Below are 26,125 nucleotides of genomic sequence, written 5' to 3'. Positions count from 1 at the left end.
CGCTTGATTATTGCAAATACACGCAAACGTCGTCCGGTGAAACGCCCGCATGGCCGCGCTGATGACGGCGTAGCGTCCGCTAATCATAGTTGACATGACTGGTTATGACCAGTAGTGATCATGAAGTCTTAATCGGCGGAGCATGACATGAAACTTACCCTGATCGGCGGCGGTGGTGTCCGCGCCCCCCTATTTGTCGGTTCGGCGCTGCGGCGCGCGGAAAAGAGCGGGCTGACCGAGATCTGCCTTCAGGACATCAATGAGAAGAAGCTGGAGCTCTTCGGTCGGGTGAGCCAGGAAGTGGCGCGGCGCGTGCAATCGCCGGTGCGCATAACCATGACGCCCGATGCCGAACGCGCGCTCGACGGCGCGAAATATGTGGTCACGACCGTCCGCCCCGCAGACGAGGAGGGGCGCATCAAGGACGAGCGGATCGCGCTCGCCCACGGCGTGCTCGGTCAGGAGACCACCGGCCCCGGCGGATTCGCCATGGCGCTCCGCAGCATTCCGGTAATCCTCGGCTATGCCGAGATCCTGAAGCGGCGAAGCCCTGACGCCTGGCTTTTCAACTTCACCAACCCGGCCGGCCTGGTTGCACAGGCGCTCCAGGATTCCGGTTATCACCGCACCATCGGAATCTGCGACGGCGCGAACGGAGCCCAGGAAGCGCTTGCTCGCTGGTTCAAGGTACCGCAGAACGATGTCCACGCCGAAGTCTACGGGCTGAACCATCTCTCCTTTACCCGCGGCGCGACGCTGAACGGCAAGGAAGTGCTGCAGCCGTTGCTCGACGACGAGGCTTTCCTCAAGGCTACGTCGCAGCGGATGTTCGATCCCAGGCTGATCCGTCGCCAGCGCAACTGGATCAACGAATATCTCTACTACTACTATTACGCGGAACGCGCCGTGGAGGCGCTGAAGTCGGATGCTCGCACGCGCGGCGAGGAGGTCAAGGATCTGAACGCCGCACTCATGGCGCGCCTCGGCGGGATGGATCTCGACAGCGATGCCGATGCGGCCCTCTCCGCCTACTACGCCTACGAGCGCCGGCGCAACGCCACCTATATGCACTACGCCTTTGAAGACGCGCCGAGCATGGAGGCTGCCGACCAGGTCTCGGATCATTCCGCTCACGGCGAGACCGGCGAGGAGGGAGAAGGCTATGCCGGCGTCGCGCTCAATCTCATCGACGCGCTGGAGACCGGCGTGCCCTGCTACAGCGGTCTGAACGTGCGCAACGAGGGTGCGATCGAGGGGCTTGCCGATGACGATGTCGTGGAGGTGAGCTGCGTCGTCGACAGGGCGGGCATCAAGCCGCTGCCGATCGGAAAGATGCCGGAATCGCAGGCGCAACTGATCCTCAACGTGAAGCGCTACGAACGGCTAGCGATCCGCGCGATCCTTGAGCGCGACCGGCAGACAGCGATCGAGGCGCTGATGGCGCATCCGCTGGTTCTGTCCTATTCCCGCGCAGAGCCGCTCGTGGACGAATATCTCGCCGCGCACGCAGCCCACACGGGAGAATGGCATTGAGTGAACCGAATGATCGACCGGCCTTCGAGGTCGTGGTGATCGGCGAATACTATTTCGACATGATCTTCCGCGGCCTGCCCGGGGCGCCAACGATCGGGACGGACATTTGGGCGAAGGAGTTCGACTGGCTTCCGGGGGCGTCGTTCTCGACCGCGCTTGCGCTTGCCCGCCTCGGCACGCGGGCCGGCTGGTGGTGCACCTTCGGCAACGACATCTTCAGCCGCATGATCGTCGACGAAGCGCGGCGGGAAGGCATACCGACAGAACTCTTCCAGATGGTGGACCGGCCGCTCAGGCGCGTCAGTGCCGCCTTTTCGCTTTCGCACGACCGCGGCTTCATGAGCTATTCGGAAGAACCGGAGGGACTGATTGCACGCGAAGACCTTCGGCGCCTTAAGCCGCGCGTCCTGTTGCTGCAAGGTTTCTCGCTGGACCCCGAGCGTCTTGCTCTGATCGAAGAGGCGCGTTCTCTCGGCGTCCTGGTCTGCTCGGATTGCCAGCACATCGACATGACGCTCGATACGCCTTCGATGCGGGAAGCGTTGTCGTCGATCGACGTGTTCCTGCCCAATGCCAAGGAGGCGGTCGACCTGACCGGTGCAGCGGACGTGGAGGGTGCCCTGGCGCTTCTCTCCGAATTCTGTCCGACAGTCGTGGTCAAATGCGGCGGGGAGGGTGCGATCGCGATGCACGAGGATCGGCGATACGCTGCACCGGCACTTGCGGTCGAGGTCTTCGATACGACGGGCGCAGGCGATTGCTTCAATGCTGGCTTCGTGCACGGCCTCCTGAGCGAACCAGACTTCGAGTCCGCACTCGAGATTGGCGTCATCTGTGGTTCGCTGGCCGTCACCGGCTATGGCGGCCGCAATCTTCCCTTTCTCCACGACATTCCGAAATACAGGCGAGCGAGGGCTCCCGTATAGCAGCGTCCAGTGCAAAACAAAGGTGGGAACAATGGCAAGATACAAACTGGGACTCCTGGCCGGCGCGGCCGCCCTGATGGCATCGATATCGGCCGTTTCGGCGCGAGCCGAAACCGTTTCGATGTTCTGCTCGGCAACCGATTACGAACTCTGCGAAAAGGGAGCGGCGAAATGGTCGAAAACCTCGGGCCATGAGGTGAAGATCAATCGCATGCCGCAGAACCTCGACGATGCGATCCCGATCTACCAGCAGCTCTTCGCCGCCAACTCCGCTGACGTCGACGTGCTCTATATCGACGTGATCTGGCTCGGCATGTTCAAGGATCACCTTGCCGACCTTGCGCCGCTGGTGCCCGAAGACGAGGTGAAGGCGCATTTCGCCTCGGCGACCGACGCGGCGCGGCTTGAAGACAAGCTTGTCGCCATGCCGTTCTACATCGACACCGGCCTGATGTTCTATCGCAAGGACCTTCTGGAGAAGTACGGCAAGCAGCCGCCGAAGACCTGGGACGAACTGACTGCAACGGCCAAGGAGGTCCAGGACGCAGAGCGGGCGGCCGGTAGCCCCGACATCTGGGGCTACGTCTGGCAGGGAAGGAGCTATGAGGGCCTCACCTGCGATGCGCTGGAGTGGATCGCTTCGAGCGGTGGTGGCACGATCATTTCTAACGACGGTGAAGTCTCCATCAACAATCCGAAGGCCGTCGAGGCGCTGACGCGGGCGCGCGACTGGATCGGCACCATTTCGCCGCAGGGCGTGCTGAACTACGACGAGGAGGCTTCGCGTGCGATCTTCGAAAGCGGCAACGCCGTCTTCCACCGCAACTGGCCCTATGTCTGGGGAACTTCCCAGGCGGAAGGCGCCGGCCTCGTCGGCAAGGTCGGCGTGATGGCGCTGCCCGTGGGCGCTGCAGGCGAGGGCTCCAGCGGCTCGCTCGGCACGGCCTATCTCGGCGTTTCGAAGTATTCGAAGAAGCAGGACATCGCTGCGGATCTTCTGCGCTATATGGTTGGCCTCGAGGACCAGAAGATGCGGGCGATTGAAGGTGGCTACAATCCGACTGTCGCCGCCCTTTACGAGGACAAGGATGTGCTGGCGAAGATCCCGTTCCTTGAAATGGCAAAGGCAGCCTTCGAGGAGTCGGTGGCACGTCCCTCGGCTGTCACGGGCAAGAACTACAACCGTGTTTCGCGGACCTTCTACCGCGCCGTCCACGAGATCATTTCGGGCGCCGATGACGTTGCGGGAACGGTCGAGCAGATGGCCCGTCGCATCGAACGCGACGTGAAGGCTTCCGACTGACATCGAAGGTCCCGGCGGGCATGGTCGTCTGCCGGGATCAATCTCCACGCAAACAGGAATCTCGAGTGACCGTTCGCCTGTTCGAAACGCCCGAAGCAATCGGAAACCATGCGGCAAGCCATCTCCTGGCGGGCCTCAGCGCGGCCAGGGCCGTGGGCAGGCCTTATCTCCTCGGATGCCCGACGGGGCGCACGCCACGACCCGTCTATGCCGCACTCGCCGAAGCAGTGCGGAAAGAGCCGCTCGACCTCTCGCATCTCGTGCTTGTGATGATGGACGAATATACGATCGAAGATGGCACCGGACGGCTTCGTCTTGCCGACCCGTCCGCGCATTTTTCCTGCCGCGGCTTCGCTGACCGGGAGATCGTCGCGCCGATAAATGCGGTCCTGCCGCCGGAGTTCCGGATCCGGTCGGAAAACATCTGGTTTCCCGACGTGGACGAACCGGCTTCCTATGACAGGCAAATTGCGGACGCCGGCGGTATCGACTGCTTCCTGGTTGCGTCCGGATCCGGCGATGGTCATGTCGCTTTTAATCCGCCGGGCAGCGAACTCGGCAGCCTCACGCGCATTGTGACGTTGGCCGAGCAGACCCGGATCGACAATCTGAAGACCTTCCCTGCCTTCGAAAACCTTGACGCCGTGCCGCGCCATGGCGTCAGCGTTGGGCTGCAGACGATCCGGTCGGCTCGCCATTGCATGCTTATGCTTTGGGGGAGGGAAAAGCGCGAAGCGTTTCGGCGGGTCACCGATGCCGCCGGCTTCGATGCGGATTGGCCCGCAAGCATCGTGCTGGCCGCAGCAAGCCACGACATCCTCGCGGACTATGCCGCGGCCGACAATCGGAGATAAAGCATATGGCGTCCGTTACGTTGAAAAACGTCAGCAAGAGCTTCGGCGTCTATGACATCATCCGCAATGTCGACCTGGAGATCGCCGACGGTGAGTTCGTGGTTTTCGTGGGCCCCTCGGGGTGCGGAAAATCCACCCTCCTGCGATTGATCGCGGGCCTCGTGCCGGTTTCCGACGGCGCCGTGCTGATCGGCGGTGATGAAGTGACGGATGTCCCGGCCTCCAAGCGCGGCATTTCCTTCGTCTTCCAGTCCTACGCGCTCTATCCGCACATGAACGTTTCGCGCAACATCAGTTTCGCCCTGGAGACGGCACGGATCGGCAAGGCGGAGATCATGCGCAGGGTCGAGGCCGTCGCCAGCATGCTGAAGATCGGTCATCTGCTGGAGCGTAAGCCGCGCCAGCTGTCCGGCGGCCAGCGCCAGCGCGTTGCGATCGGCCGCGCGCTCGTCGCCGATCCGGAAGTCTTCCTCTTCGACGAACCACTGTCCAACCTCGATGCGGACCTGCGCACCGAGATGCGTTTCGAAATCGCCAAGCTGCATGCCGAGGTCAAGGCGACGATGATCTACGTGACCCATGACCAGACCGAGGCAATGACACTCGCCGATCGGATCGTTGTCCTGAACCACGGCAAGGTCGAACAGGTAGGCACACCCCGTCAACTCTACGATCGCCCCGCGACCCGCTTCGTCGCCGGCTTTCTCGGGAGCCCGAAGATGAATTTCGCGCCGACTTTGCTGACCGACGGCCGGCTGGCGGGGCCGGGCGGGTTTTCCTATGCGCCTCACTTGGCGACGGGCACAACGGTGAGCGAGATCGGGCTGCGGCCGGAAGCGTTGGCGCTGTCGGCCCAGCCGGGCTCCGATACGATCGAGAGCATCTTCGAGAGAGCGGAAGATCTCGGCCACGAATACCTCTGCTATGTCCGCATCGGCGAAGGGCTGATCTGGACCGTTCGAGGTTCTGGCGCGCTGCCCGCGTTTTTGCCGGGACAGACCGTCCATGTTGGCTGGCGCGCGGACAGTCTCTACCTCTTCGACAGGGATGGCCAGCGGCTCGACCACAGGCCAGCCGACCGCGTGGCGGAGGAGGTTGCATGACGCCGACGGACCGCGCCCGACGCGCCGAAACGCGCGTAGCATGGCTCTTCGTGGCTCCGCTTGTCGTCATCTTGCTGGCGGTCGCCATCTGGCCGCTGGGCCGCACGGTGTTCTTCGCCTTTACCGATGCCTATCTCGACAATCCCGGCAGCTATGATTTCGTCGGTTTCGCGAACTTCGTGACCGTCTGGGAAGACGCCACCTTCTGGCGGGCCGTCCGCAATACGCTCGTGTTCACCGTCGTCTCCGTGGGCATCGAGACCATGTTGGGGCTGGCGATCGCACTGTTGCTGCATCGTGCGTTCCTCGGCCGCGGGCTGGTGCGGGCGGCGATCCTCATTCCCTGGGCCATGCCCATGGTCGTTTCGACGCGCATCTGGGACTGGATGCTCAACGACCAGTTCGGCCTCATCAACAAGGTGCTCGTCGAACTCGGCATCATCGCCAAGGGTATTGCCTGGACGGCCGATCCGTCCCTGCTTCTCGGCGTGGTGATCTTCATCGACGTCTGGGTAACGACGCCATTTATGGTGCTGCTCATTCTCGCCGGCCTCCAGCTCATTCCCGAGGATCTCTACGAGGCCGCAGAGGTGTCGGGCGTGCCGCAGTGGAAACGTTTTTGGTCGATCACGCTGCCGCTTGTGGCGCCCGCCATAGGCGTTGCCATGCTCTTCCGCACGCTCGATGCACTGCGCATGTTCGACCTGAGTTACGTGTTGGCCGCCAACAATGCCAACACGATGACCATGTCGATCTATGCGCGCGACCAACTCATCGGCTTTCAGGATCTCGGTGTCGGCTCGGCCGCCTCGACCTGGGTCTTCCTGATCATCGGCCTCATCGCCATCGTCATCGTCGGCTTGCTTCGGCTCGACCGGCCACATCACTAGGGGGCGATCATGGCCACGCGACATTCCAACGCGACCTATCGGCTGATCCGACGCCTTAAATCCGTTGGACTTTATGCGGCCGTTGCCATGGTCATGGTCTATGTTGTCTTTCCCTACTACTGGGCGTTCGTGACCTCGACGAGATCCGCGCAGGCGATCTATAGCTTCAGCCTGCTGCCGTCCCTCGACCTGACCAACTATGTGCAGCTTTTCTCGAACGCCGTGTTCATCGGCGCGCTGGTGAACTCCATCATTGTCGCGCTTGCCAGCACCATGATCGCACTCGCCATCGGCATTCTCGCGGCCTATGGCTTCGGCCGGCTGCATTTCGCGGCGGGGCGCTATCTGCTGATTGCGGTTCTGATGATCTCCGTCTTTCCTCAGGTCGTGGTGCTTTCGGGCATGTTCGAGGTGATCGGCTGGCTGAGGCTCTACAACAGCCCGGGCGCGCTGGTCGTTTCCTATCTCATCCTGACCTTGCCGTTCACGACCTGGATCCTGGCCAGCTTCATTCGCGATCTGCCGGTGGAGCTCGAGGAAGCGGCGTTGATCGACGGTTGCTCACGGCTGCGCATCCTGACCCATGTGCTTCTGCCGCTGATGTGGCCGGCCATCGCCAGTACCGGCCTGCTCGCCTTCATCCTGTCGTGGAACGAGTTCCTTTTCGCACTGACCTTCATCCTGACCGACGAGAACCGGACAGTCCCGGTGGCGATCGGCCTGCTTACGGGCAGCAGCCGATACGAGGTGCCATACGGCCTCCTGATGGCTGCCTCGGTGACGGTGACATTGCCGCTGCTTGTTCTCGTCCTCATCTTCCAGAGGAAGATCGTGGCAGGCCTCACGACCGGGGCCGTCAAAGGGTAGGCGACGTGCATTCTGCCTGGTAGGCATTCTGCTATCGACCGACGACGCGGCGCAGGAGCGATTCTGCTCATCACGCGCGGTAGGGGCGCACTTCGGATTGACGGCGAAGCAATATCAATCGGGCGAGACCGATCGTAGCGGGCCGCAAGCCAACGAGGCCTGGAGGCGGCCCGCTATCGGCCAAAGCTCAATGGATAAGAACGAAGAGCGCGCTTGCTAATCCTATGACAAAGGCGCAGTGTCCAACCTTCAGTAGCAGATGTCACGGGCGCTCCTGTTTGAGGGCTAGATACCCTGGCCCCAATCAAGGAGGACACCATGTCTTCCACCGTTTGCAACATTTCGCCTTCTGATCAGGCAAAGATTCAGTCGATCCTAGTCGAAGCCGGTTACGGCGCAGACCTTCTTGTACACGATCCGAGACTTTTCGAGACTGCCATGTTGCTGGTGACCATGCTGCTGCTTGCAGGGGGGCACTCCCGCTCGGGGCTAGCTGCGAAGCTCGAGTGTCGGTTGGGCCTAGCCGGCAAGCACAGGCAACCTTCAGGGTCTCGCTTGGGGCGCTACGCCATCCAGGGTCTTCCACTCGAGCTGCAACGCCCTGCGACATAAGCGACGTGTGGACGGGTACAGACGTACCTGCCCACGTGGAGTGATCGCGTGGCTAACCCGCATCCGTAGCGATTCAAAGGCTCATTCGGAGAGACAAGACATGCCCAAACCAACTTCCGCAGCATTGGCTCTCCAAATGAGCCTGCTTCTATTCGCGACGCTGTTGTTCATGCCCGGTGCACATGGCCAAGGAACGCTGCCCGTGCCAGCCAATGCCGAAGCAAACCGCTACGGATCAGGCTGGGAGTGCAATCGTGGCTTCCGAAGGCAGGTCGATTCTTGCATTGCGGTGACGGCTCCCGACCACGCTTTCCTAACGAGCGAGACCTATGGCAAGGGCTGGGAATGCCACTACGGATTTTCTGAAAGGAACGGCGAGTGCCTTGCTGTTGTGGTGCCTGCCAATGCCTATCTGGATCCGTATTCCGGCGATCGTTGGCGATGCATGCGCGGATATCGCCGAAACGACATTCAATGCGACCTTATCGACTTGCCGGACAACGCGTTTCTGACGGACTCGAGCTATGACGAGGGATGGGAATGTGAACGAGGTTACCAGGTTGTCGGGGAGAAATGCGTCGCATTGATCGTTCCTGACCATGCCTACCTGACGACCAGCGGCAATGAATGGCTGTGCGACCGTGGATTTGAAATGAAGGATCAGACCTGTGCTGCGGTGATGGTTCCCAAGAACGCAAGTTTTGCGGACACTCCCTACGGCCAGAAATGGAAATGTGATCGCGGGTTTGAAGCGAAGGGAAACACATGTTCAGAAATCAAGCTTCCTGAAAACGCACATCTCGATCGTTCCGGTAACGGCTGGGAGTGCAACCGGCCGTTTCAGTTTCGCGACGGACTGTGCCGCATGGAGCGATGATATCTGTCAGCGTTGCACGGCATGGCTCAAGTTTGTAACCACCGCCACCCGTAGGCTTCGATCCGCGTGCTCAACGGCACAGGAACCGCAGTCCTGAAAGCTGCTTGCCGTGTCGTGGCAGTTTCATGATGAGGCGTGCTCGACCGATTTTCTCGAAGTCCAATGGCCGTCGCGGCGCGCATCCGCATCGATTTCAGCTGCCCGGCAAGCTCGCTCACGTCGTCTACCTGGATGCAGAGGTGCCGCAGGACCGGCAGTCGCTGTTCGACCTCAACGGCCCCGATTTCCGCAGCGAGATGGAAATCCGGGCCCAACGGTATGGCAATGGGTGGCTTGCCTCATTCAGAACTGCAGACGAGATGGATGAAGGTGAGCGCGGCTGGGTGACCGATGACCGCCTGCGTCGCTGGTACGTCGAAAAGCTCGCCGCCAGTCCCAGCCGATCGAAACTCACAGGCAGCCCATTCGCCTCTACAACCCCGAAGCTGACACGGTGGCCCGAACATTTTTTCGGTTTCCGGTTCAAGGGGAGCAGTTCGAATTCCTGTTTGCACCGATCGCTGAGCGTTTCCGTTCTCGTGCGGGGTGGTCCTATATCGAGGTTGAGACCAACCACTGTGGTCCGCTGGTTGCGCTGTGGTCCGCTGGTTGCGCCAAGCCTGGTCGCTGACGCATTGATGCGCATCCCCGCGCAGCGGCGGGTGAGCTGACGGTGCGCTGCTTCGGTGGCTTGCTCATCGGTTCGTAGGTTCGTCCGCACGCCTGGATTTATCGCAAAGATGCAACGCGCCTACGAAGGATTTCATCATCGCAAGGCAAATTCCACCGCGTCAGAGCTTCAACAAAGTGGTGTATATTTCTGCGGGCTGAGTGTATTCGGGGCTTCTCCAGTAAATCCGCAAGCGCTTCCCCTCGATAAAAGGCGGCCAGTATCGATAGGTCATCATGCAACGGACAAGACTCGACATTCGCGATTGGGAAGCGTTCGTGACATTGGTTCAGCTCGGTCATTTCGGCAATACAGCCGATGCCCTGGGCATCACGCAATCTGCAGTGTCTCAGCGCCTGTCCAAGCTGGAAAGCGATCTTCAACTTAAACTCATGATGCGGACAAGCAGAGGTGCGGAACCGACTCCGGAAGGTGCGAGACTTTTGCTGCCGGCGAGGGCGCTGATTGCTGCCAAACGCGCAGCGCTCGAAGCGGCCGAGGCAATTCGAAAGAACGGTGCCCGGCCAATCAGACTGGTGCTTTCAAATGCCGTTGCGCACACGACGCTTCTCCCCCGTTTGAAAGTCGCGCTGGAAGCTGCGCTGGAAGTCGATTTCTTTGTGGATGTGCTCGCCGCGAACGATGTCGAAGCAACTCTGCTCTCCGGTGAAAACGATTTGGCCGTAACGACGCTCCCGATCTCTCGCCCCGGCGTCGAAGAGAAACTTGTGGCGACTTTGCCGATGGGCATCGCGCTACCGGCCGAAACCGCCCTGCAATCGATCAAAATCGAGGAACTATGTCGGCATCCGCTGCTTCTCCTGCCGCGAGAAACCGAACCGGAATTGTTCGATGCGCTCATCAGTATTGCCACCCAGGCGGGGCATACGCTCCAAATCAAACACTCAGTCGTTTCTTTCCCCTCCATTCTGGCGATGGTCCAGATGGGCATGGGCTGGGGCTTGATACCGTTGGCGATGGCCGAAGCGACGCCCAAAGGCGTAAAGGTTCTGCCATTTGAACTTGCGGCGTCGCCTTCCATCCGCGTTCGGTTTGCCTGGCGGGCAGAGGATCATCGCGTGCGGGATCTGGCTCGGCTGGTCGGAGCGGATATCGCGCTTGCCGATCAGAGTTCCTAATTCGCACTGCTTCCGTTCTTATTGGATCAGATAAATCCCGCGTCGTAAGAGCTAGGGTGCTTAACGAAAGAGCCCTCTGATGACCGATACTCTCCCCCATATCCATCAAATACTTGAAAGCAGCGGCTTGGCGTTTGAGATCATGGCTTGCGACGACAGCCTGACTGACACTCAGGCATTTTGCGCCCATTATGGAGCCTCTCTGGAAAACTCGGTGAACGCGATCGTCCTCAAAAGCAAGAGAGTTCCGCCCGAATACGCAGTCTGCATGGTTCCCGCTTTGGCGCGGTTGGATGTCAACGGTACTGCACGCAAGAAGTTTGGCGGCGGCAAGGTATCTTTTGCGTCAAGCGATGAAACGGTTGCTCAGACGGGTATGGAAATTGGTGGGGTTACCCCACTCGGCCTGCCTTCGGGGATCCCGGTCTGGGTCGATAGCAGCATAATGACCTTCGATTTTGTGATCCTTGGTGGGGGCAACCGCACGAGCAAGATCAAGGTCGTTCCTGAAATACTTCTGAACACTCCCGGTCTGGAAGTCGTCACCGACCTTGCTAAACCGGCTTGACCAAAGATCGCTGGCCGGCCGGCTACGCGGTATGGCCCTGGGTGAAAGTCGCAAGTCCGGAACGGTGACCATCCTGATGGGCTCCCGGACATTTCCAGTCAGAGAAATCAAAAAGCGGAGGGCCGGCCCTCCAACAGTGGGGAAAACTATGCCTACGATCACCATCGACAATCAGCCAAAAGACATCGCGGTGTGGCGGTCATGCTACTTGGAACCAACGACAATCGCGCTCTCGCCGAAAGCGGTCGCGGCAATTTGTGCCTCGCACCGCGCCGTTCAGTCGATCGTTGAGCACGGCAAGCCGGTCTATGGGATCAACACCGGTTTCGGCAAGATGGCCAATCGGTCCGTCGCGCAGGAAGATCTGGAGCGTCTCCAGTATAATCTTGTTGTTTCGCACTGCGTTGGGGCAGGCGACCCGCTTCCGACCGACGTCGTCAGACTCGCAATTGCGTTGAAGATTGCAGCTTTGGCGAAAGGCTACTCCGGCGTCCGGCTCGAACTGGTCGAACGGCTGCAGTTGTTCCTCGAACTTGAAATCTATCCGGTGGTACCGGCGCAAGGATCCGTGGGCGCATCCGGCGACCTTGCCCCGCTCGCCCATCTCAGCGCCGCATTAATCGGCTTTGGCGATGTAGACTTCAAGGGCGCGGTGATAACGGCCGCAGAGGCACATCGCCGGATGGGGATAGAGCCGCTGGAATTGCAGGCCAAGGAAGGACTGGCGCTGCTCAACGGCACGCAGGTTTCCACCGCACTTGCACTGGCCGGCCTGTTCCGTGCCGAGCGCGCCCTTGCAAGCTCGGTCGTCATCGGGGCTCTGACCACCGAGGCAGTCCTTGGTCTGTCCGAGGCGTTTGACGCAAGGATCCACGCGCTGCGCCGTCATCCGGGCCAGATCAATGTGGCGCAGAAGATCTTGGATCTCATCTCCGACAGTGGATTTCGGGCACCCGCGCTGACCACCGGCCGCCGCCAGGACCCTTACAGCATTCGGTGCCAGCCCCAGGTTCTTGGAGCCTGCCGCGATCTTCTGGCGAGCGTCGCAAACGTGCTTGCGCTTGAGGCGGATGCCGTGACCGACAATCCGCTTGTGTTTGCAGACACCTTGGAAGTCCTGTCCGGCGGCAATTTTCACGCTGAGCCTGTGGCATTCGCCGCAGATACGATTGCTCTTGCCATCTGCGAAATCGGATCGATTGCGGAGCGCAGACTTTCGCTGATGACCGATCCTGGCATGTCGGGTCTTCCCCCGTTCCTGACCAGCGAGCCGGGCCTGAATTCTGGCTTCATGTGCGCGCAGATCGCAGCTGCCGCCATGGTCGCGGAAAATCGTCAGAAATCGCATCCGGCTTCCGTGGACAACGTTCCGACCGTTGCCAATCAGGAGGATCACGTGTCGATGGCGACACACGGCGCCCGACGACTGCTGGCGATGGTCGACACCCTCAACTACATCCTGGCAACCGAGCTTCTCGCTGCTGTTGAAGGCTGCGATCATCACGGTTTCCAACTCGGATCGCGGCTTGAACCGGTGCGTCAAGCTGTGAGGGAGAGGGTCGCCCGGATGGACCGTGATCGGTACTTCGCGCCGGACCACGCATTTGCCCGCGACCTCGTGACGTCCGGCGCGCTGCTCGCAGCCTGTGGGTGGAGCGAGCCCGTCTGAGTAAAATTTGTGCCCGCTTGGACCGAGCAACCTGCCGCAACGGCGCGCCATCCTCTGAGCAGCAATACCGAGCCTAGGCATCGGCGGTGATGTGGCGAGAACCATTCAGCAACGGCAAGGTGTGCTCGACCGATTCCGGTGGCCGATCAAGCACGACAGGAGATCACAATGAACGGATCAACCGCTCCACGGGCAGGGATCATGGGCGGATAGGTGCGCTGCCCCGTGAGCAACTATCTTCGTGCGCCACCGACGAGCGAGATCGAGCGCGCCGCCGCAGTGACCAGTGGCGCAAACCGTTCTTCCGTTTCTTCCGGCGTATAACGACTGCGCGACACGGCAATGTTGATGGCGCCGTAGGGCGTGCCGTTGGCATCGAGCACCGGTGCTGCGATCGACAGGTCGCCGTGGAAGTACTCCTCGAAGGCCGTAGCGTAGCCTTTGGTTGCCGACTGTTTCAGCTTCGACTTCAGCGCGCCGATGTCCCAGGTGGTGTGCGGCGTGAACGGATAGAGATCCGATTTCTCGAGGATCGCATGCGCGAGATCCTCCGGCAGACCTGAGAGAATCGCAATGCCCGGTGCCGTGCAATAGGCCGGCAGCCGCGTGCCGGTGATGACGTCGTTGTTGAGCACGTGCCGGCTCATGAAGCGCGACACGAAAACGATGTCGGTGTCGTCGAGCACAGTCAGATTGACCGTCTCCTCGGTGGCTTTGCTCAGATGCAGGAGATAGGGCATGCCGCGTTCGACGAAGCCGCTGGCGCGGGTGTAGTGATAGCCGAAATCGAGCGCCTTCACCGTCAATTCAAAGCGCTTGGTGTCCGGGTTCTTGCCGAGATAGCCGAGCTTGGAAAGCGTGTGGGTGAAGCGCTGGGCGGCGCTCATGTCGAGCCCGGTTTCTTCGGCGATCTGTGACAGGCTGAGATTCGGGCGGCGACCGTCAAAGGCCCGCAGAACCCTGAAGGCCTTTTCGACCGACTGCACCAGCAAGGGATCGCGGTCTTCCCCCGGCGCTTCGTTGTCGTCCGTCGCAGCCTTGCTCGCCTTGCGTGCCATGTATCCCCGATTCCCGCGGTTTCCCACATATCGATAACAGAATCGCCAAGCATCGGAAAAGCTGCTTGACAGCTAAAATAAACATAATCACACTATGACATAACAATTATCGCATTGCAATAGTTGTTTCATCGCAACGGAGAAAATCATGGACCGCTTCATCCTGACAGAACGACGTGGCGAGGTCGGCGTCATCACGCTGAACCGCCCCGAAATCCTCAATGCCTGGCATAGTCAGATGCGCCAGCAGCTGGTTGCCGCCTTCAAGGCGTTCGACGAAGACGAGGCGGTCCGCGCCATTATCCTCACCGGTGCCGGCGACCGCGCGTTCAGCGCAGGCCAGGATCTGAACGAGGCCCGCACGTTTGACGGCGCCCGCGGCCAGGAATGGGTCGGTGAATGGGAGCGGCTCTATGATGCGATGCGCTCGCTGTCGAAGCCACTGATCGCGGCACTCAACGGCGTTGCCGCCGGTTCGGCGTTCCAGGTGGCGCTTCTGTGCGACTTCCGCGTTGCTCATCCCGGCGTGCGCATGGGGCAGCCGGAAATCAATTCCGGCATCGCCAGCACCACGGGCCCCTGGATGATGCGCGAAATGATCGGCCTCTCCCGCACGATCGACCTGACGCTCAGCGGTCGTCTCATGGACGCAGACGAATGCAAGGACATTGGCATCATCAACCGCATCGTTCCGCAGGAGCGCGTCATGGAGGAAGCCCTCTCGCTGGCGCAGGAACTCGGCGCCAAGCCGCCGGTCGCCATGCGGCTTGACAAACAGCGCTTCAGGGAGATGACAGAAGCTGGTTTCCGCGACTGCCTCGAAGCCGGCGCTCGCATACAGCGCGAAGCCTATGCCTCCGGCGAGCCAGCGCGGATGATGGAACAGTTCCTCGCCCGGCGTGCAGCCAGCAAAGCCTGACAAAGGCCATGCCGCTCATGGGAGGCGGCGAACAATCCAAAACAAGAGGGTAGAACAAATGACCAACGACAAACGCATAATGATTGATCGTCGCACCTTGCTGAAAATCGGCGGAGGCCTGGGCGTCGCCCTGGCCGCGCCTGCCGTCTTCACGCGATCGGCATTTGCCGCCGAGCAGCTGACCGTCGCGGATCCCGGCGGTCCCTATAGCCCCGGATACCGCAAGGCGTTTTATGACCCCTTCGAACAGGCAACAGGCATCAAGGTCATCAATGTTGCACGGGATGCCGAGCCGACAGCGCAGTTCAGGGCGATGGTCGAGACGCAATCCTATAGCTGGGACGTCTGCACGCTGACGCTGTCGGCCCGTGATATCCTGGAAAAGCGCGACCTGCTGGAGCCGATCAACCTGCCGGCGGCCGACGTTCCCGGATTGATGCCTGACGCTCTCACCGAGCTATGGCTCGGCGTGGACGTCTACTCCACCATCATGGCCTATCGCACCGACCGCTTCGACGCTGCCAATGGTCCGGGCTCCTGGGCCGATTTCTGGAACGTCGAGAAATTCCCGGGCCGTCGCGCCCTGCGCAAGAACCCGATCGACACCCTGGAGCAGGCGCTGCTCGCCGATGGCGTGCCCCTGGCCGAGCTCTACCCGCTCGACATCGAGCGCGCCTATGCCAGCCTCGAGAAGATCAAGCCGCATGTCGACGTCTGGTGGACCGGTGGGGCGCAGTCGAGCCAGCTGATCCAGAGCGGCGAAGTCGACCTGATCGCGCTATGGAACGCGCGCGCCCAGGCGGTTATCGATGGTGGCGCTCCGGTCAAGATCGGATGGAACCAGGGGCTCTACTCGATTGAGGGATGGGGCATTCCCAAGGGATCGCCGCGGGCCGATATCGCCCGTCAGTTCGTCAAGTTCTGCGCGGACCCGAAACAGCAGGCGCTGTTTACGGAATTCCTTGCCTACGGTCCGACGAACCTGAAGGCCTATGAGCATATCCCCGCGGAACGCGCGGCGGCCCTGCCGACCTCCGAGGCAAACCTCAAGGTCATGACGATTGCGCGCGAAGACTGGTGGAGCGCCAATCGCTCCGAAATGACCGAGCGCTTCAACGCCTGGATCCTGGGTTAAGGGGAAAACCGATGCTCGCGAAGCCCGAACAAGCCACTCGCCCAAAACTCCTTGTCGATGGATTGGCAAAGAGCTACGGCGCCGCCATCGCTCTCAAGCCAACCCATGTCGCGGTCAAGACCGGCGAGTTCCTGACGCTTCTCGGGCCTTCGGGCTCAGGCAAGACCACCCTGCTGCAGATGATCAGCGGGTTGGTCACGCCGACGGAGGGTCGTCTGTTCATCGACGGCGGCGACGAGACGAACACCCCGGTGCACAAGCGCGACATCGGCCTGGTCTTCCAGCACTACGCATTGTTTCCCCATCTGACAGTCGCCGAAAACATCGGCTTTCCCCTGAAAATGCGCGGCAAGACCTCGGCCGAGATCGACCGTCAGGTCAAAGGAGCCCTGGATATGGTTCAGCTCGGCCATCTGGCCGGGCGGTTCCCGCGCGAACTCTCGGGCGGCCAGCAGCAGCGCGTCGCGCTTGCGCGCTGCTTCGTCTACCAGCCGTCGATCATCCTGATGGACGAGCCACTCGGGGCACTCGACAAGAAGTTGCGCGAGCATATGCAGTTTGAAATCAAGCAGCTGCACCGGCAGACGGGCGCAACGATCATCTATGTCACCCACGACCAGGAGGAGGCGCTGGCGCTTTCCGACCGCATCTGCCTGATGAACCACGCGATGGTCGAGCAGATCGGTCCGCCGCAGGAAATCTACGCCCGGCCGCGAACCGCCTTTGCCGCCGATTTCATCGGCATCTCCAACATTTTCCGCGGCCGCGTCGAACTCGGATCGGGTGGTGCCGCCCATCTGGCCACGGCAAGCGGCCGCTTCCGGATCGATGGCGCGGGCCTCTCGAATAATGCCGAGATGGCGCTCGTGGTCCGTCCCGAGCATCTCGAACTCGGATCGAGCGGGGCGAACGAGATCAGAGGTCGGGTGGTCGAATTGGTCTATGCCGGTTCAGAAACCCGACTGCTCGTTGATATCGCGGCGGAGCAGTTCGTGACAGTTCGTGTCCTTCCCGGCAAGCCATTGCCGAGTCTCGGCGAAAACATCACGCTGAGCTGGGCGCCGGAATCCGCCGTTCTGGTGATGCCATGACCGCGACCACCGTTTCTACAACAGGCGCTGCGCGCGCCAGCCGTTTCCGCTTTGGACCGCTCTGGCTTGCCGCACCGGGGATCGCGTTTCTTTTGATCTTCTTCCTCGTTCCGGTCGCAAGGCTGATGGGTTTGAGCGTCGAAGATGCCGACACCGGCGCGTTGACCGCAGGCCACTATGCGCGGATCTTCGAGACCGACGTCTATTTTCGGGTGCTGCTGATCACCTTCCGCATCGCCGGCCTCACGACGCTTCTCTCGCTGCTATTCGGATATCCCCTGGCCTATTGGCTGTCGCGGCTGCCGGACCGGACGCGCGGAACGATGATACTGCTCGTCATGGTTCCGTTTTGGACGAGTTATCTCGTCAAGAGCTTTGCCTGGGTGATCGTGCTCGGACGCACCGGGATCATCAACCAGATCGGACTTGGAACCGGTCTCCTCAGCCAACCGCTCGAACTGCTGCACAACGAGTTCGGCGTGATGATCGGTATGGTTCATGCCATGGTTCCGCTTGCGGTTCTGACCATGCTGCCCGTGATGACCGGCGTCGACCGTCGATTGACGCAGGCATCGGGGACGTTGGGTGCGGCGCCCGCTATGGGGTTCTGGCTCATCTATTTCCCACTTTCGCTGCCTGGCGCTGCAGCTGCTGGCCTGCTGACGTTTATCTCCTCGCTTGGCTTCTTCATTGTCCCGGCGCTGCTCGGCGGCCGTCAGCAGACGATGCTGGCGCAGCTGATCATTGTGCAGGTGCAGGAGATCCTCAACTGGGCGTTTGCCGGGGCACTGGCTGCCATGATGCTGGCTGCAGCACTGGTCACGTGCGGGCTCTACGATCGGGTGTTTGGCCTTTCGAGCCTGTCTGGCGAACCTTCTGACAGCAAGACCGGCCGCAAGGGCATATTGCGTGCGCTCGGCCTGGCGATCCTCGATCGGTTTGCAGGCATCAGCAGCGCCGTCGCGGATGGCAGCCATCGGCTGCTCGGGGCTGCGGTTTCGAGCCGGATGCTCGGCATCTATAGCCTGTTGATGTTCGCCTTCCTGATGCTGCCGACGCTTGTCGTGCTGCCGATCGCTTTCACCAGTTCGCAGTTCCTCGAATTCCCGCCACCGGGTTATGGCCCGGAATGGTTCAGGACGTATTTCACTTCCGATCTTTGGGTGGCAGCCACCGTCCGCTCGTTCGGCGTCGCCTTCGCAACAGCCATCGTTGCAACGGTGATCGGCGGTTTTGCGGCGTTGGCGCTTGCCCGTTCGCGCTCGCGCTGGCGCGGCATCATCTTCGCCTTTTTCCTGGCGCCGATGATCGTGCCTCGCATCGTGATTGCCGTCGGCCTGTTCTATCTCTTTGCCCAGATAGGCCTGGTCGCGACTGATATAGGCCTGGTGATCGGCCACACGGTACTGGCATTGCCCTTTGCCTTCGTCGCCATCGCCGCCGTGCTGAAAAGCTATGACTGGCGGCTCGACCAGGCAGCCGCGACGCTCGGGGCAAACCGCGTCCAAGCCTTGCGCTTCGTCACCGTGCCGCAAATCAAGAGCGGCCTGACGGCAGCGTTCCTGTTCGCCTTCATCACCTCGTTCGACGAACTGACGGTGGCAATCTTCGTCAGCGGCGGCGTCAAGACAACCCTGCCGAAACAGATGTGGGACGACATGATCCTTCAGCTGAACCCGACGCTCGCGGCAGTTTCGGTCGTCGTCTTCGTCGTTGTGACATCACTTCTCCTGGCGGCGGAAAAACTCCGCCGCTCCTCCTGACCCCACATCCGAGATCTCCCCATGACTGTTTCTCTCGAAGGCTTCCTCGGAAGCTTCATGATGAAGGCTGCCCGCAAACCGGAACAGGTTTTCGCCCGCTTCAACGGCGAGCCGATCACCTTTGGCGCTCTTGATGCAATGTCGGCAGCGCTTGCAGCCGAGCTTCGCCAGCGTGGCCTGAAACCTGGCGATCGCGCCGCGGTGATGATGCGCAACTCACGCCTGTCGCTTGCCGTCCTCTTCGGCCTTGCCAGGGCCGGCGTCGTCTGGGTTCCGGTCAACGCCCAGCTGCGCGGCGAGGGCCTGCGCTATATCCTGGAACATTGCGAGCCGGGCGTCTTCATCTGTGACGCCGAACTTGCCGAAACCATCGCCGAAAGCGGTGCCGCTCTGCCTGAGACCGGAATTATTCTCGCGGGGGAAGCGACGGGCGCGGCATCGCTTGAAACGATCCTGACTTCAGGGGCGGCCTTCAACGAGGCGCCGCCCGTCGCCGATGATCTGTTTGCGATCATGTATACCTCCGGCACCACCGGCCGGCCGAAGGGCGTGCTGGTGACCCACGGCATGATCCGGCTTGCCGGCGAAGCGGTGCGTACGCTCTCGGTAGCCGGTCCGGGCGACGTCTTCTTTGTCTGGGAGCCGCTCTATCATATCGGCGGCGCGCAGTTGATCGTTCTGCCGATCATCGAGGACCTGTCACTTGCCATGGTGGATCGGTTCAGCGCCAGCCGCTTCTGGGATCAGGTGAGAACCTATGGCGCCACCCATATCCACTACCTCGGCGGCATCCTGCAGATCCTGCTGAAGCAGCCCGAAAGCAAAGGTGATCGCGAGCATCCCGTGCGGATCGCATGGGGCGGCGGCTGCCCGAAGGAGGTGTGGCCGCTCTTCAAGGAGCGTTTCGGTGTCGAGATGCGCGAGTGCTACGGCATGACCGAAGCCTCCAGCATCACCACCTGCAACGCAACCGGTGTCGTCGGTGCCGTCGGTCAGCCGATGCCGTGGTTCTCGGTCGATATCCTGGATGAGAAGGGCGAGCCGGTGCCGACGGGCGGCAAGGGCGAGATCGTCGTGCGCACTTCGCTGGAGGGCGCGCTGTTCAAAGGCTACCTGCGCAATCCCGAAGCGACCGAAAAGGCCCTTCGGGGCGGCGCCCTGCACACCGGCGATACCGGCTCGTTCGATGCCGACGGCAATCTCTGGTTCCACGGCCGGCTCACCGACAGTGTCCGCTGCAAGGGCGAAAATGTTTCCGCCTGGGAGGTGGAACACGTCGCCGCCGCCTATCCGGCGGTCGAGGATTGCGCAATGATCGGTGTTGCCGCCGATGTCGGCGAGCAGGACATCAAGCTTTTCGTCAAGCCCAAGCCCGGCAGCGCAATCGATCCGATCGACCTGTCAGGATGGCTCGCCCATCGGCTCGCGCCCTACCAGAACCCGCGCTACATCGCCGTCATCGACGAGTTCGAACGCACGCCGAGCCAACGGATCATGAAGCATCGGTTGCCTGTCGCACTCGACGATTGCTGGGACCGGCTGGCGCAGCAATAGGGCTTGGGTGCTTTGGGCCGACTGCGGCGCACATGAAGGGAAACGACGATATGGGTCAGTCTGGCGAAATCGTGCTGGTTGGTTGCGGCAACATGGGTTTCGCGCTGCTTGAAGGCTGGGTGGCCCGGTCCGGCATTGCCGCTGACCGAATTCATGTGGTCGAGCCGGCGGAGGCCCTCCGCCGGCGCGTAGCGGCAGCGGGCGTGGAGGCCTACGCGGATGCGTCCGACCTGCCGCGGACGCTGCAGCCGCGCGCCGTCATCATCGCAGTCAAGCCGCAGGTCATCGGCTCGATGCTTGCGGCATACCGGCGGTTTAGCGCAACCGCCGCCTTCGTCAGCATCGCCGCCGGTGTGCCGATCGCGACCTTCGAGGCGACGCTTGGTGAAGTGGCGATCGTGCGCGCCATGCCCAACATGCCGGCGTCGATTGGCATGGGGGTGATTGCCGCCTTTGCCAACGCGCACACCGGCAACGTTCAGATGGCCTATGTGACCGATCTTCTGGCGGCTGTCGGAAGCGTCCATTGGCTGCCGGAAGAAAAGCTCATCGATGCCGCGACCGCAATATCGGGGTCGGGGCCGGCCTACCTCTTCCATTTCATCGAATGCCTGACCGAAGCAGGTATCGCCGTAGGTCTGCCGGCCGAGACTGCGCATGCGTTGGCGAAGCAGACGGTCGACGGTGCCTCGACTCTTGCCAGCGTCAGCGTCTTTTCTCCGACGGAGCTGCGCCAGCAGGTAACCAGCCCGAACGGCACGACTGCCGCAGCGCTTGACGTTCTCATGGCGGAGCCGGGTCTGGCGGCTTTGCTGAAGGGGGCAGCCGCTGCCGCATATCGCCGGGCGCTGGAGCTTGCCGCGGCCGGTTAAGCGTAAGGCGGGCCGGAGTTTGGTCGTGTGGCTTGTTGGACGCCGCCGATCTTCGTGCTGCCGCCGGCCTGCTTGCCGATCGTCATTGCACCGGTGCCAATCTTCCGTGTTGTCAACGAATGCGCAGAGCGTGCGTCCTTCGCAGGTTACGCCCAGTTTCGCGCTGAAGGCAACAGGGGCTGGGCAAGCGGATTGGTGGATGTCCCAGCGATTTGTTCCGCCAGGAGAAGCGCCGTTGTCGGACCCAATGTAAAACCCTGATGTCCATGCCCGAAATGGAACCATAGGCCCTTTTGCCGACTTGGCCCGACGACGGGCAGCATGTCCGGCATGCAAGGGCGCGTGCCGGACCATGGCACTTCCTCGAGTGGAGCGCTCAGCGCAAAAAGCTCGCACGCTGCGTCGACCGCGCGACGGATTTGCCGAGAGGCGACCGGGGCGCCTGGCGGCGCCATATGTGCACCGGTCAGGACCCTGCATCCCGCGTTCATCGGCGAGATGACGGTGGAGTTGTCAACATCCAGCATCGAAATGCTTGGTCCGTCATGAGTTGCGAAATGTCTGTGATATCCGCGCTTGAAGACCATCGGCACGTTATAGCCGAACCGCTTGAGGAGTATGGGAGACCAAGGCCCCAGGGCGACGACGGCATTTTGTGCGGTCACCGCGCCATCCTGGGATATCACGCGCCATCCGGCGCCGTCCTGCGCAAGCGTCGTTGCGTCGCCGCGGGCCAGTGCTCCCCCGCGCGCGGCGAAAAGCGCCGCGTAGCGAGCGACGAGTTCGCCGGGATCACGGCAAGTCCAGGGCGAGATCCAATGCACGGCCCCTGCCAGCCGCCGGCGCAAGGCGGGTTCGCTCGCGGTGAGTTCGCTCGGGCCAAGCACCTCCGATTGAACGCCGTATGTGTTTTTCAGCCGCTCCGCGTTGATGGCCGCCGCTTCATATTTCGCAGCGCTGCGGTAGACCGCCCGCCAGCCGCGGCGCACGATCAGCTCGTCGGCGCCGGCCGGTTTGATGTAGCGGGCATGATCGACGCTCGCGCGAAGAACCAGCCGCGAGTAGGTGGCAACGGTTTCCGCGTAAGGAGCGGGCGCCGATCGCGAAAAATAGCGCCAGAGGGGGCCTGCCAGCTGCGGTAGGTCGCGCAGTCGCCAGTCGACATCGTTACCCCGCCTCAGGGCAACCGAAGCAATTTCGCGCATGGAACGCGGAAAGGCATAGGGCTCGACGGCCTCGGTCTGGATGATGCCGGCATTGCCATAGCTGGTTTCACGCCCCGGCGCGTTGCGATCGATGAGCACAACCTGGTGGCCTGCTTCCTGCAGGGCGAGCGCGGTTGAGACGCCGACCATGCCGGCGCCGAGGACGATTGAGGTGGTCATGGGGCAGTTCCGCGGAAGGCTTCTTCAGAAGGTGAGGCGCGAGTTGTAACCGACGACGAACTCGATGAAACGCGAGACGTCGACCATGTCGTCGGCCCGGTAGCGGATCGTATAGCCATCGGTGCGTTCGATGCCCTTGAGATAGGAAAGATACTCGGCCGGCAGGCGGTTGCGGAACACGATTTCCAGGACCGGATTGTCCAGTTTGAACGGTTTCGCCGACCCCGCCCTCGACAGGGCTTTCTTGACACCCTCACGGACGCGGCGATGGGCGACGGCCGGTGTCAGCGTGATCGCCGATTGGGTGCTGTAAACCTGCTTGACCGGCACCTTAACGATATCGCCGCCGATGACCTGGCTTATTTCTTCCAATGCGACGTTGTCGCCCGAAGCAAGCAGCACCGGCACATCAAAATGGCCGGCGATGGCGGCGTTGATGCCGGCCTCCGGCATGACGATGCCGTTGATCCGGACTTCGGCAAACGCCGTGCCGCCGATCGTGTGCGATAGCACGCCTCCGATATGACTTGCGCCGGCGTGGTAGCCTAAAAGCATGGCGCCGACGAACGAGCCGAGCTCGACGCCCTGCATCATCATCAAGGGCCGGGGCCAGCTGCGGACGATCTGCACATAGTCGGGCAGGCGGTCGATCAGGATGCTTTCGCCATTTCCGTGGGAATCGCTGAGGATAACCTCCTCCACCCCTTCCTCATGGGCCGCCTCGCAGGCATTGACCACGGTATCGGTCATCCAGCGTCGCGCATTCTCATATTCAAACCCTTCCGGCATCAACTGGTCGCGGCTAACCACACCGACGATTCCCTCGATATCAGCAGATATATACAGGCGCATTCCTGCCTCCCCCCGTCAGCCGCGTCCTGGCGCGGATAATGCATTTGACTTTCCGACGATAAACATAGTTTTATGATTAGAAAATAACTTTCTTGTTGTGCGGGAAACAAAATGAAGCTGTTCGTCGCCGGACTAGACACCGAAACCAACACCTTTTCGCCGATGCAGACCGGCATTGAGGCCTTCCAGGAAAATCTGATCGCCTATGGCGACGGCACGAGCAAACCGCTCAACTGCTGTTCGTCGCAGATGTTCGTCTGGCGTAGCGCCGCCGAGGAGCGCGGCTGGGTGGTGGCGGAGAGCCTTTGCGCCGTGGCCGAGCCCGGCGGCAGGACCGTACGGGCGGTCTATGAAGGTTTCCGCGACACGATCCTTCGCGATCTGAAGGCCGCCATGCCGGTCGATGCCGTCATGCTTGCCCTGCATGGAGCCTGCGTCGCGGAAGGTTATGACGATGTCGAAGGGGACCTGCTCAAGCGCGTGCGAGCGCTGGTCGGGCCAAACGTGCCGATTGCAGCCGAGCTCGACCTGCATTGCCATATAACCGACCGCATGCTTGCGAACGCGACCATGATCGCCACCTACAAGGAGTATCCGCACACCGACATCGAGGAGGTTGCCGGCCAACTGTTCCGGCTGATGGAACGTACGCTTGCGGGCCAGGTGCGGCCGACGATGGGCCTTTATGATTGCCGCATGATCGGCACCTTCCACCCGCATCGCGCTCCGTTGCGCGGCATCGTCGACCGGATGAAGGCGGCCGAGGGCCAAGACGGCATCCTCTCGGTCTCGTTCGGGCACGGCTTTCCCTGGGGTGACGTCGAAGACGTCGGCGCCAAGATCCTCGTGGTGACCGACAACGATGCGGAAAAGGCAGCTCGCACGGCCGAGATTTTCGGCCGTGAGATATTCGATGCGCGCGAGGAAATGCGCGGCACCTATCTCAGTATCGACGCGGCCCTGGACCGGGCCGTGGCGGCGGCGAACGGTCCGATCGTACTGGCAGACGTCTCAGACAATGCTGGTGGCGGCGCACCAGGCGATTCCACCTTCATCCTGCGACGGATCATCGAGCGCGGCATAGAAGACGTGGCGACCTGCCTCTACTGGGACCCGATTGCCGTGCGCATGTGCCGCGAGGCAGGTGAGGGCGCCACATTGCCGTTGCGGATCGGCGGCAAGATCGGGCCGGCCTCGGGCGACCCGGTGGACCTGACCGTAACGATCAGGCGCATCGCCTCCGGCATCACCCAACGCTTCGGGCCGACCCCGCTCGGCATCGGCGACGCGGTTTGGGTGAGCGCGGGCAGCGTCGACATTGTGTTGAACACTGTGCGCACACAGACCTTCCATCCCGAATGCATGACGGCCTTGGGTCTGGACCCGGCGCAGAAGAAGATTGTCGTGGTGAAGTCCAGCAACCACTTTCGCGCGGGCTTCGAACCCATCGCGGGTGAAATCCTCTATGTGGGCGGTCCTGGCGCCTTGCAGCCGTCTTTCGAGGCGCTGCCCTTCACCAAGCTGACGCGACCCTACTGGCCCAGGGTCTCCGACCCTTTCGCAGGGTAGGGGGACGCCGGAGAAAATGCCTGTTCACATCGCGCCGCGGCACTCTGGGGCACGAGTGGCCGTACGTGGCGATCTGAGAACGCCTTCAAGGCGATGTTGATTTTGGCCGCGTATTATAGGAAATGGTTTTCCTATCGTGTAATCGGATTCTTGCGTGTTGTGGGAGCGATAAACACCGTCAGGCCGTCCGGGCTGGCCGCAGGCAAAATTGGAGACGCCACCTATGACAGACGCGAAATCCAGCCTCGGCGAGATCCTGAAGGACATTCGCAACCGCAATCGCTGGACCTTGGCAGAGGTAAGCTCGATGACGGGGCTTGCCGTGTCGACCCTTTCCAAGGTCGAGAACAACCAGATGCAGCTGACCTACGATCGGTTGATCCAGCTTGCGCAGGGCCTGAAAGTCGACATCGTCGAGCTTTTCGGCACGGCGATCGCAAGCGGGGATACCCAGAACCTGCTGGGACGGCGCACATACAACCGAACCGGCGACGGCCGGGCGATCATCACGCAAAACTACGACTACCTCTACCTTTGTACGGAGATCTCGAAGAAGTCGATGGTTCCCATCTTCGCGGTCGTGCGCGCGCGAACGCTGGAGGATTTCGGTCCGCTTATTCGGCACGGGGGGGAGGAGTTCTTTTATGTTCTCGACGGCGAACTGGAGCTGCATACCGAAATCTACGCGCCGCTCCGGCTCAAGAAGGGCGAATCTGCCTACTTTGACGCCACGATGGGTCACGCCTACCTGAGTGTCGGCGAAGAGCCGGCCCAGATCATCTGCGTGTGCTCTACCCCGGAGACTGAGTTGGTTTCCACGCTGGAGAGCACGCAGACGATCAAGCACAGGGATTAAGTTCCGTAAAAATATCGTATG

At 61.5% G+C, this 26,125-nt stretch carries 24 protein-coding genes; 21 read left to right on the top strand and 3 right to left on the bottom strand.

The features are described from left to right. Positions 1-147 precede the first annotated feature (147 nt). From XB14_RS29970 to hutH, 13 genes are all read left to right on the top strand, one after another. Positions 148-1,533 carry a 6-phospho-beta-glucosidase gene (locus XB14_RS29970; protein WP_077967593.1) on the top strand — a complete coding sequence of 462 codons (1,386 nt, stop codon included), beginning with the start codon at positions 148-150 and terminating at the stop codon, positions 1,531-1,533. Further along, positions 1,524-2,459: a PfkB family carbohydrate kinase gene (locus tag XB14_RS29965; RefSeq protein WP_077967586.1), complete on the top strand. Its 936-nt coding sequence runs from the start codon at positions 1,524-1,526 to the stop codon at positions 2,457-2,459. Before XB14_RS29970 ends, XB14_RS29965 begins: the two co-directional genes overlap by 10 nt. A gap of 31 nt (positions 2,460-2,490) precedes the next feature. Beyond that, positions 2,491-3,762 carry an ABC transporter substrate-binding protein gene (locus tag XB14_RS29960; RefSeq protein WP_077967584.1) on the top strand — a complete coding sequence of 424 codons (1,272 nt, stop codon included), beginning with the start codon at positions 2,491-2,493 and terminating at the stop codon, positions 3,760-3,762. A gap of 65 nt (positions 3,763-3,827) precedes the next feature. Then, a complete protein-coding gene (locus XB14_RS29955) occupies positions 3,828-4,616 on the top strand; it encodes a 6-phosphogluconolactonase (protein WP_179119705.1) in 789 nt (262 codons plus the stop codon). Between the two features lie 5 nt (positions 4,617-4,621). Further along, the gene (locus tag XB14_RS29950) at positions 4,622-5,719 is read left to right on the top strand and encodes an ABC transporter ATP-binding protein (RefSeq protein ID WP_077967579.1); all 1,098 of its coding nucleotides are present in this window, start codon (positions 4,622-4,624) and stop codon (positions 5,717-5,719) included. Beyond that, on the top strand, positions 5,716-6,609 hold the full coding sequence (locus tag XB14_RS29945) for a carbohydrate ABC transporter permease (protein ID WP_077967577.1): 894 nt from the start codon (positions 5,716-5,718) through the stop codon (positions 6,607-6,609). The genes XB14_RS29950 and XB14_RS29945 overlap by 4 nt, the downstream gene beginning before the upstream one ends. A 9-nt stretch (positions 6,610-6,618) precedes the next feature. Then, complete coding sequence (locus XB14_RS29940) at positions 6,619-7,476, top strand: carbohydrate ABC transporter permease (RefSeq protein WP_077967575.1); 858 nt, start codon at positions 6,619-6,621, stop codon at positions 7,474-7,476. A gap of 318 nt (positions 7,477-7,794) precedes the next feature. Continuing rightward, complete coding sequence (locus XB14_RS33705) at positions 7,795-8,088, top strand: hypothetical protein (RefSeq protein ID WP_077967573.1); 294 nt, start codon at positions 7,795-7,797, stop codon at positions 8,086-8,088. A gap of 100 nt (positions 8,089-8,188) precedes the next feature. Continuing rightward, complete coding sequence (locus tag XB14_RS29930; protein WP_143348603.1) at positions 8,189-8,965, top strand: hypothetical protein; 777 nt, start codon at positions 8,189-8,191, stop codon at positions 8,963-8,965. Between the two features lie 125 nt (positions 8,966-9,090). Continuing rightward, the gene (locus tag XB14_RS29925; RefSeq protein WP_077967569.1) at positions 9,091-9,675 is read left to right on the top strand and encodes a hypothetical protein; all 585 of its coding nucleotides are present in this window, start codon (positions 9,091-9,093) and stop codon (positions 9,673-9,675) included. Positions 9,676-9,910: 235 nt separating this feature from the next. Next, a complete protein-coding gene (locus tag XB14_RS29920; RefSeq protein ID WP_077967567.1) occupies positions 9,911-10,813 on the top strand; it encodes a LysR family transcriptional regulator in 903 nt (300 codons plus the stop codon). A gap of 79 nt (positions 10,814-10,892) precedes the next feature. Beyond that, a complete protein-coding gene (locus XB14_RS29915; RefSeq protein WP_077967565.1) occupies positions 10,893-11,381 on the top strand; it encodes a YbaK/EbsC family protein in 489 nt (162 codons plus the stop codon). A gap of 148 nt (positions 11,382-11,529) precedes the next feature. Continuing rightward, positions 11,530-13,050, top strand: coding sequence for a histidine ammonia-lyase (gene hutH, locus XB14_RS29910; RefSeq protein ID WP_077967563.1), 1,521 nt, complete (start codon positions 11,530-11,532; stop codon positions 13,048-13,050). 233 nt (positions 13,051-13,283) lie between these two features. Here hutH and XB14_RS29905 read toward each other — a convergent pair whose 3' ends face one another. Continuing rightward, positions 13,284-14,108 (bottom strand): IclR family transcriptional regulator, encoded by an 825-nt coding sequence (locus tag XB14_RS29905; RefSeq protein WP_077967561.1) that lies wholly within the window; start codon positions 14,106-14,108, stop codon positions 13,284-13,286. A 148-nt stretch (positions 14,109-14,256) separates the two neighbouring features. On the opposite strand from XB14_RS29905, the gene XB14_RS29900 reads away from it, so the two are divergent. The 6 genes from XB14_RS29900 to proC are packed head-to-tail and all read left to right on the top strand — an operon-like array spanning position 14,257 to position 21,442. After that, positions 14,257-15,027 carry an enoyl-CoA hydratase/isomerase family protein gene (locus tag XB14_RS29900; RefSeq protein ID WP_077967552.1) on the top strand — a complete coding sequence of 257 codons (771 nt, stop codon included), beginning with the start codon at positions 14,257-14,259 and terminating at the stop codon, positions 15,025-15,027. Positions 15,028-15,085: 58 nt separating this feature from the next. Continuing rightward, positions 15,086-16,162, top strand: coding sequence for a polyamine ABC transporter substrate-binding protein (locus XB14_RS29895; protein ID WP_077967550.1), 1,077 nt, complete (start codon positions 15,086-15,088; stop codon positions 16,160-16,162). 11 nt (positions 16,163-16,173) lie between these two features. Then, positions 16,174-17,253 (top strand): ABC transporter ATP-binding protein, encoded by a 1,080-nt coding sequence (locus tag XB14_RS29890; protein ID WP_077967548.1) that lies wholly within the window; start codon positions 16,174-16,176, stop codon positions 17,251-17,253. Next, on the top strand, positions 17,250-19,016 hold the full coding sequence (locus tag XB14_RS29885; RefSeq protein ID WP_077967546.1) for an ABC transporter permease subunit: 1,767 nt from the start codon (positions 17,250-17,252) through the stop codon (positions 19,014-19,016). The genes XB14_RS29890 and XB14_RS29885 overlap by 4 nt, the downstream gene beginning before the upstream one ends. Before the next feature lie 21 nt (positions 19,017-19,037). Beyond that, entirely contained in the window at positions 19,038-20,570 is a 1,533-nt protein-coding gene (locus XB14_RS29880) for an AMP-binding protein (RefSeq protein WP_077967544.1), read from the top strand. 50 nt (positions 20,571-20,620) lie between these two features. Then, entirely contained in the window at positions 20,621-21,442 is an 822-nt protein-coding gene (gene proC, locus XB14_RS29875; protein ID WP_077967542.1) for a pyrroline-5-carboxylate reductase, read from the top strand. A gap of 146 nt (positions 21,443-21,588) precedes the next feature. Here the strand turns inward: proC and XB14_RS29870 are convergent, their stop codons facing one another. Both XB14_RS29870 and XB14_RS29865 read right to left on the bottom strand, forming a co-directional pair. After that, complete coding sequence (locus XB14_RS29870; RefSeq protein WP_077967539.1) at positions 21,589-22,827, bottom strand: NAD(P)/FAD-dependent oxidoreductase; 1,239 nt, start codon at positions 22,825-22,827, stop codon at positions 21,589-21,591. Positions 22,828-22,851: 24 nt separating this feature from the next. Then, positions 22,852-23,679 (bottom strand): M55 family metallopeptidase, encoded by an 828-nt coding sequence (locus tag XB14_RS29865; protein WP_077967537.1) that lies wholly within the window; start codon positions 23,677-23,679, stop codon positions 22,852-22,854. A 111-nt stretch (positions 23,680-23,790) separates the two neighbouring features. On the opposite strand from XB14_RS29865, the gene XB14_RS29860 reads away from it, so the two are divergent. Together XB14_RS29860 and XB14_RS29855 are read left to right on the top strand one after the other, a co-directional pair. After that, entirely contained in the window at positions 23,791-25,248 is a 1,458-nt protein-coding gene (locus XB14_RS29860) for a M81 family metallopeptidase (protein WP_077967535.1), read from the top strand. A gap of 223 nt (positions 25,249-25,471) precedes the next feature. Further along, complete coding sequence (locus tag XB14_RS29855; RefSeq protein WP_077967533.1) at positions 25,472-26,104, top strand: helix-turn-helix domain-containing protein; 633 nt, start codon at positions 25,472-25,474, stop codon at positions 26,102-26,104. Positions 26,105-26,125 lie beyond the last annotated feature (21 nt).

Origin of the sequence: Ensifer adhaerens (genome assembly GCF_002007205.1) — a bacterium.
GTDB classification, from domain to species: domain Bacteria; phylum Pseudomonadota; class Alphaproteobacteria; order Rhizobiales; family Rhizobiaceae; genus Ensifer; species Ensifer adhaerens_D.
This window is presented reverse-complemented; position numbering and strand designations above follow the sequence as displayed.

What these genes read in the sequence shown, in the direction of transcription:
- XB14_RS29970 (WP_077967593.1), top strand. Translation starts at nt 148, where the DNA reads ATGAAACTTACCCTGATCGGCGGCGGTGGTGTCCGCGCCCCCCTATTT.
- XB14_RS29965 (WP_077967586.1), top strand. Translation starts at nt 1,524, where the DNA reads ATGGCATTGAGTGAACCGAATGATCGACCGGCCTTCGAGGTCGTGGTG.
- XB14_RS29960 (WP_077967584.1), top strand. Translation starts at nt 2,491, where the DNA reads ATGGCAAGATACAAACTGGGACTCCTGGCCGGCGCGGCCGCCCTGATG.
- XB14_RS29950 (WP_077967579.1), top strand. Translation starts at nt 4,622, where the DNA reads ATGGCGTCCGTTACGTTGAAAAACGTCAGCAAGAGCTTCGGCGTCTAT.
- XB14_RS29945 (WP_077967577.1), top strand. Translation starts at nt 5,716, where the DNA reads ATGACGCCGACGGACCGCGCCCGACGCGCCGAAACGCGCGTAGCATGG.
- XB14_RS29940 (WP_077967575.1), top strand. Translation starts at nt 6,619, where the DNA reads ATGGCCACGCGACATTCCAACGCGACCTATCGGCTGATCCGACGCCTT.
- XB14_RS33705 (WP_077967573.1), top strand. Translation starts at nt 7,795, where the DNA reads ATGTCTTCCACCGTTTGCAACATTTCGCCTTCTGATCAGGCAAAGATT.
- XB14_RS29930 (WP_143348603.1), top strand. Translation starts at nt 8,189, where the DNA reads ATGCCCAAACCAACTTCCGCAGCATTGGCTCTCCAAATGAGCCTGCTT.
- XB14_RS29925 (WP_077967569.1), top strand. Translation starts at nt 9,091, where the DNA reads ATGATGAGGCGTGCTCGACCGATTTTCTCGAAGTCCAATGGCCGTCGC.
- XB14_RS29920 (WP_077967567.1), top strand. Translation starts at nt 9,911, where the DNA reads ATGCAACGGACAAGACTCGACATTCGCGATTGGGAAGCGTTCGTGACA.
- XB14_RS29915 (WP_077967565.1), top strand. Translation starts at nt 10,893, where the DNA reads ATGACCGATACTCTCCCCCATATCCATCAAATACTTGAAAGCAGCGGC.
- hutH (WP_077967563.1), top strand. Translation starts at nt 11,530, where the DNA reads ATGCCTACGATCACCATCGACAATCAGCCAAAAGACATCGCGGTGTGG.
- XB14_RS29905 (WP_077967561.1), bottom strand. Translation starts at nt 14,108, where the DNA reads ATGGCACGCAAGGCGAGCAAGGCTGCGACGGACGACAACGAAGCGCCG.
- XB14_RS29900 (WP_077967552.1), top strand. Translation starts at nt 14,257, where the DNA reads ATGGACCGCTTCATCCTGACAGAACGACGTGGCGAGGTCGGCGTCATC.
- XB14_RS29895 (WP_077967550.1), top strand. Translation starts at nt 15,086, where the DNA reads ATGACCAACGACAAACGCATAATGATTGATCGTCGCACCTTGCTGAAA.
- XB14_RS29890 (WP_077967548.1), top strand. Translation starts at nt 16,174, where the DNA reads ATGCTCGCGAAGCCCGAACAAGCCACTCGCCCAAAACTCCTTGTCGAT.
- XB14_RS29885 (WP_077967546.1), top strand. Translation starts at nt 17,250, where the DNA reads ATGACCGCGACCACCGTTTCTACAACAGGCGCTGCGCGCGCCAGCCGT.
- XB14_RS29880 (WP_077967544.1), top strand. Translation starts at nt 19,038, where the DNA reads ATGACTGTTTCTCTCGAAGGCTTCCTCGGAAGCTTCATGATGAAGGCT.
- proC (WP_077967542.1), top strand. Translation starts at nt 20,621, where the DNA reads ATGGGTCAGTCTGGCGAAATCGTGCTGGTTGGTTGCGGCAACATGGGT.
- XB14_RS29870 (WP_077967539.1), bottom strand. Translation starts at nt 22,827, where the DNA reads ATGACCACCTCAATCGTCCTCGGCGCCGGCATGGTCGGCGTCTCAACC.
- XB14_RS29865 (WP_077967537.1), bottom strand. Translation starts at nt 23,679, where the DNA reads ATGCGCCTGTATATATCTGCTGATATCGAGGGAATCGTCGGTGTGGTT.
- XB14_RS29860 (WP_077967535.1), top strand. Translation starts at nt 23,791, where the DNA reads ATGAAGCTGTTCGTCGCCGGACTAGACACCGAAACCAACACCTTTTCG.
- XB14_RS29855 (WP_077967533.1), top strand. Translation starts at nt 25,472, where the DNA reads ATGACAGACGCGAAATCCAGCCTCGGCGAGATCCTGAAGGACATTCGC.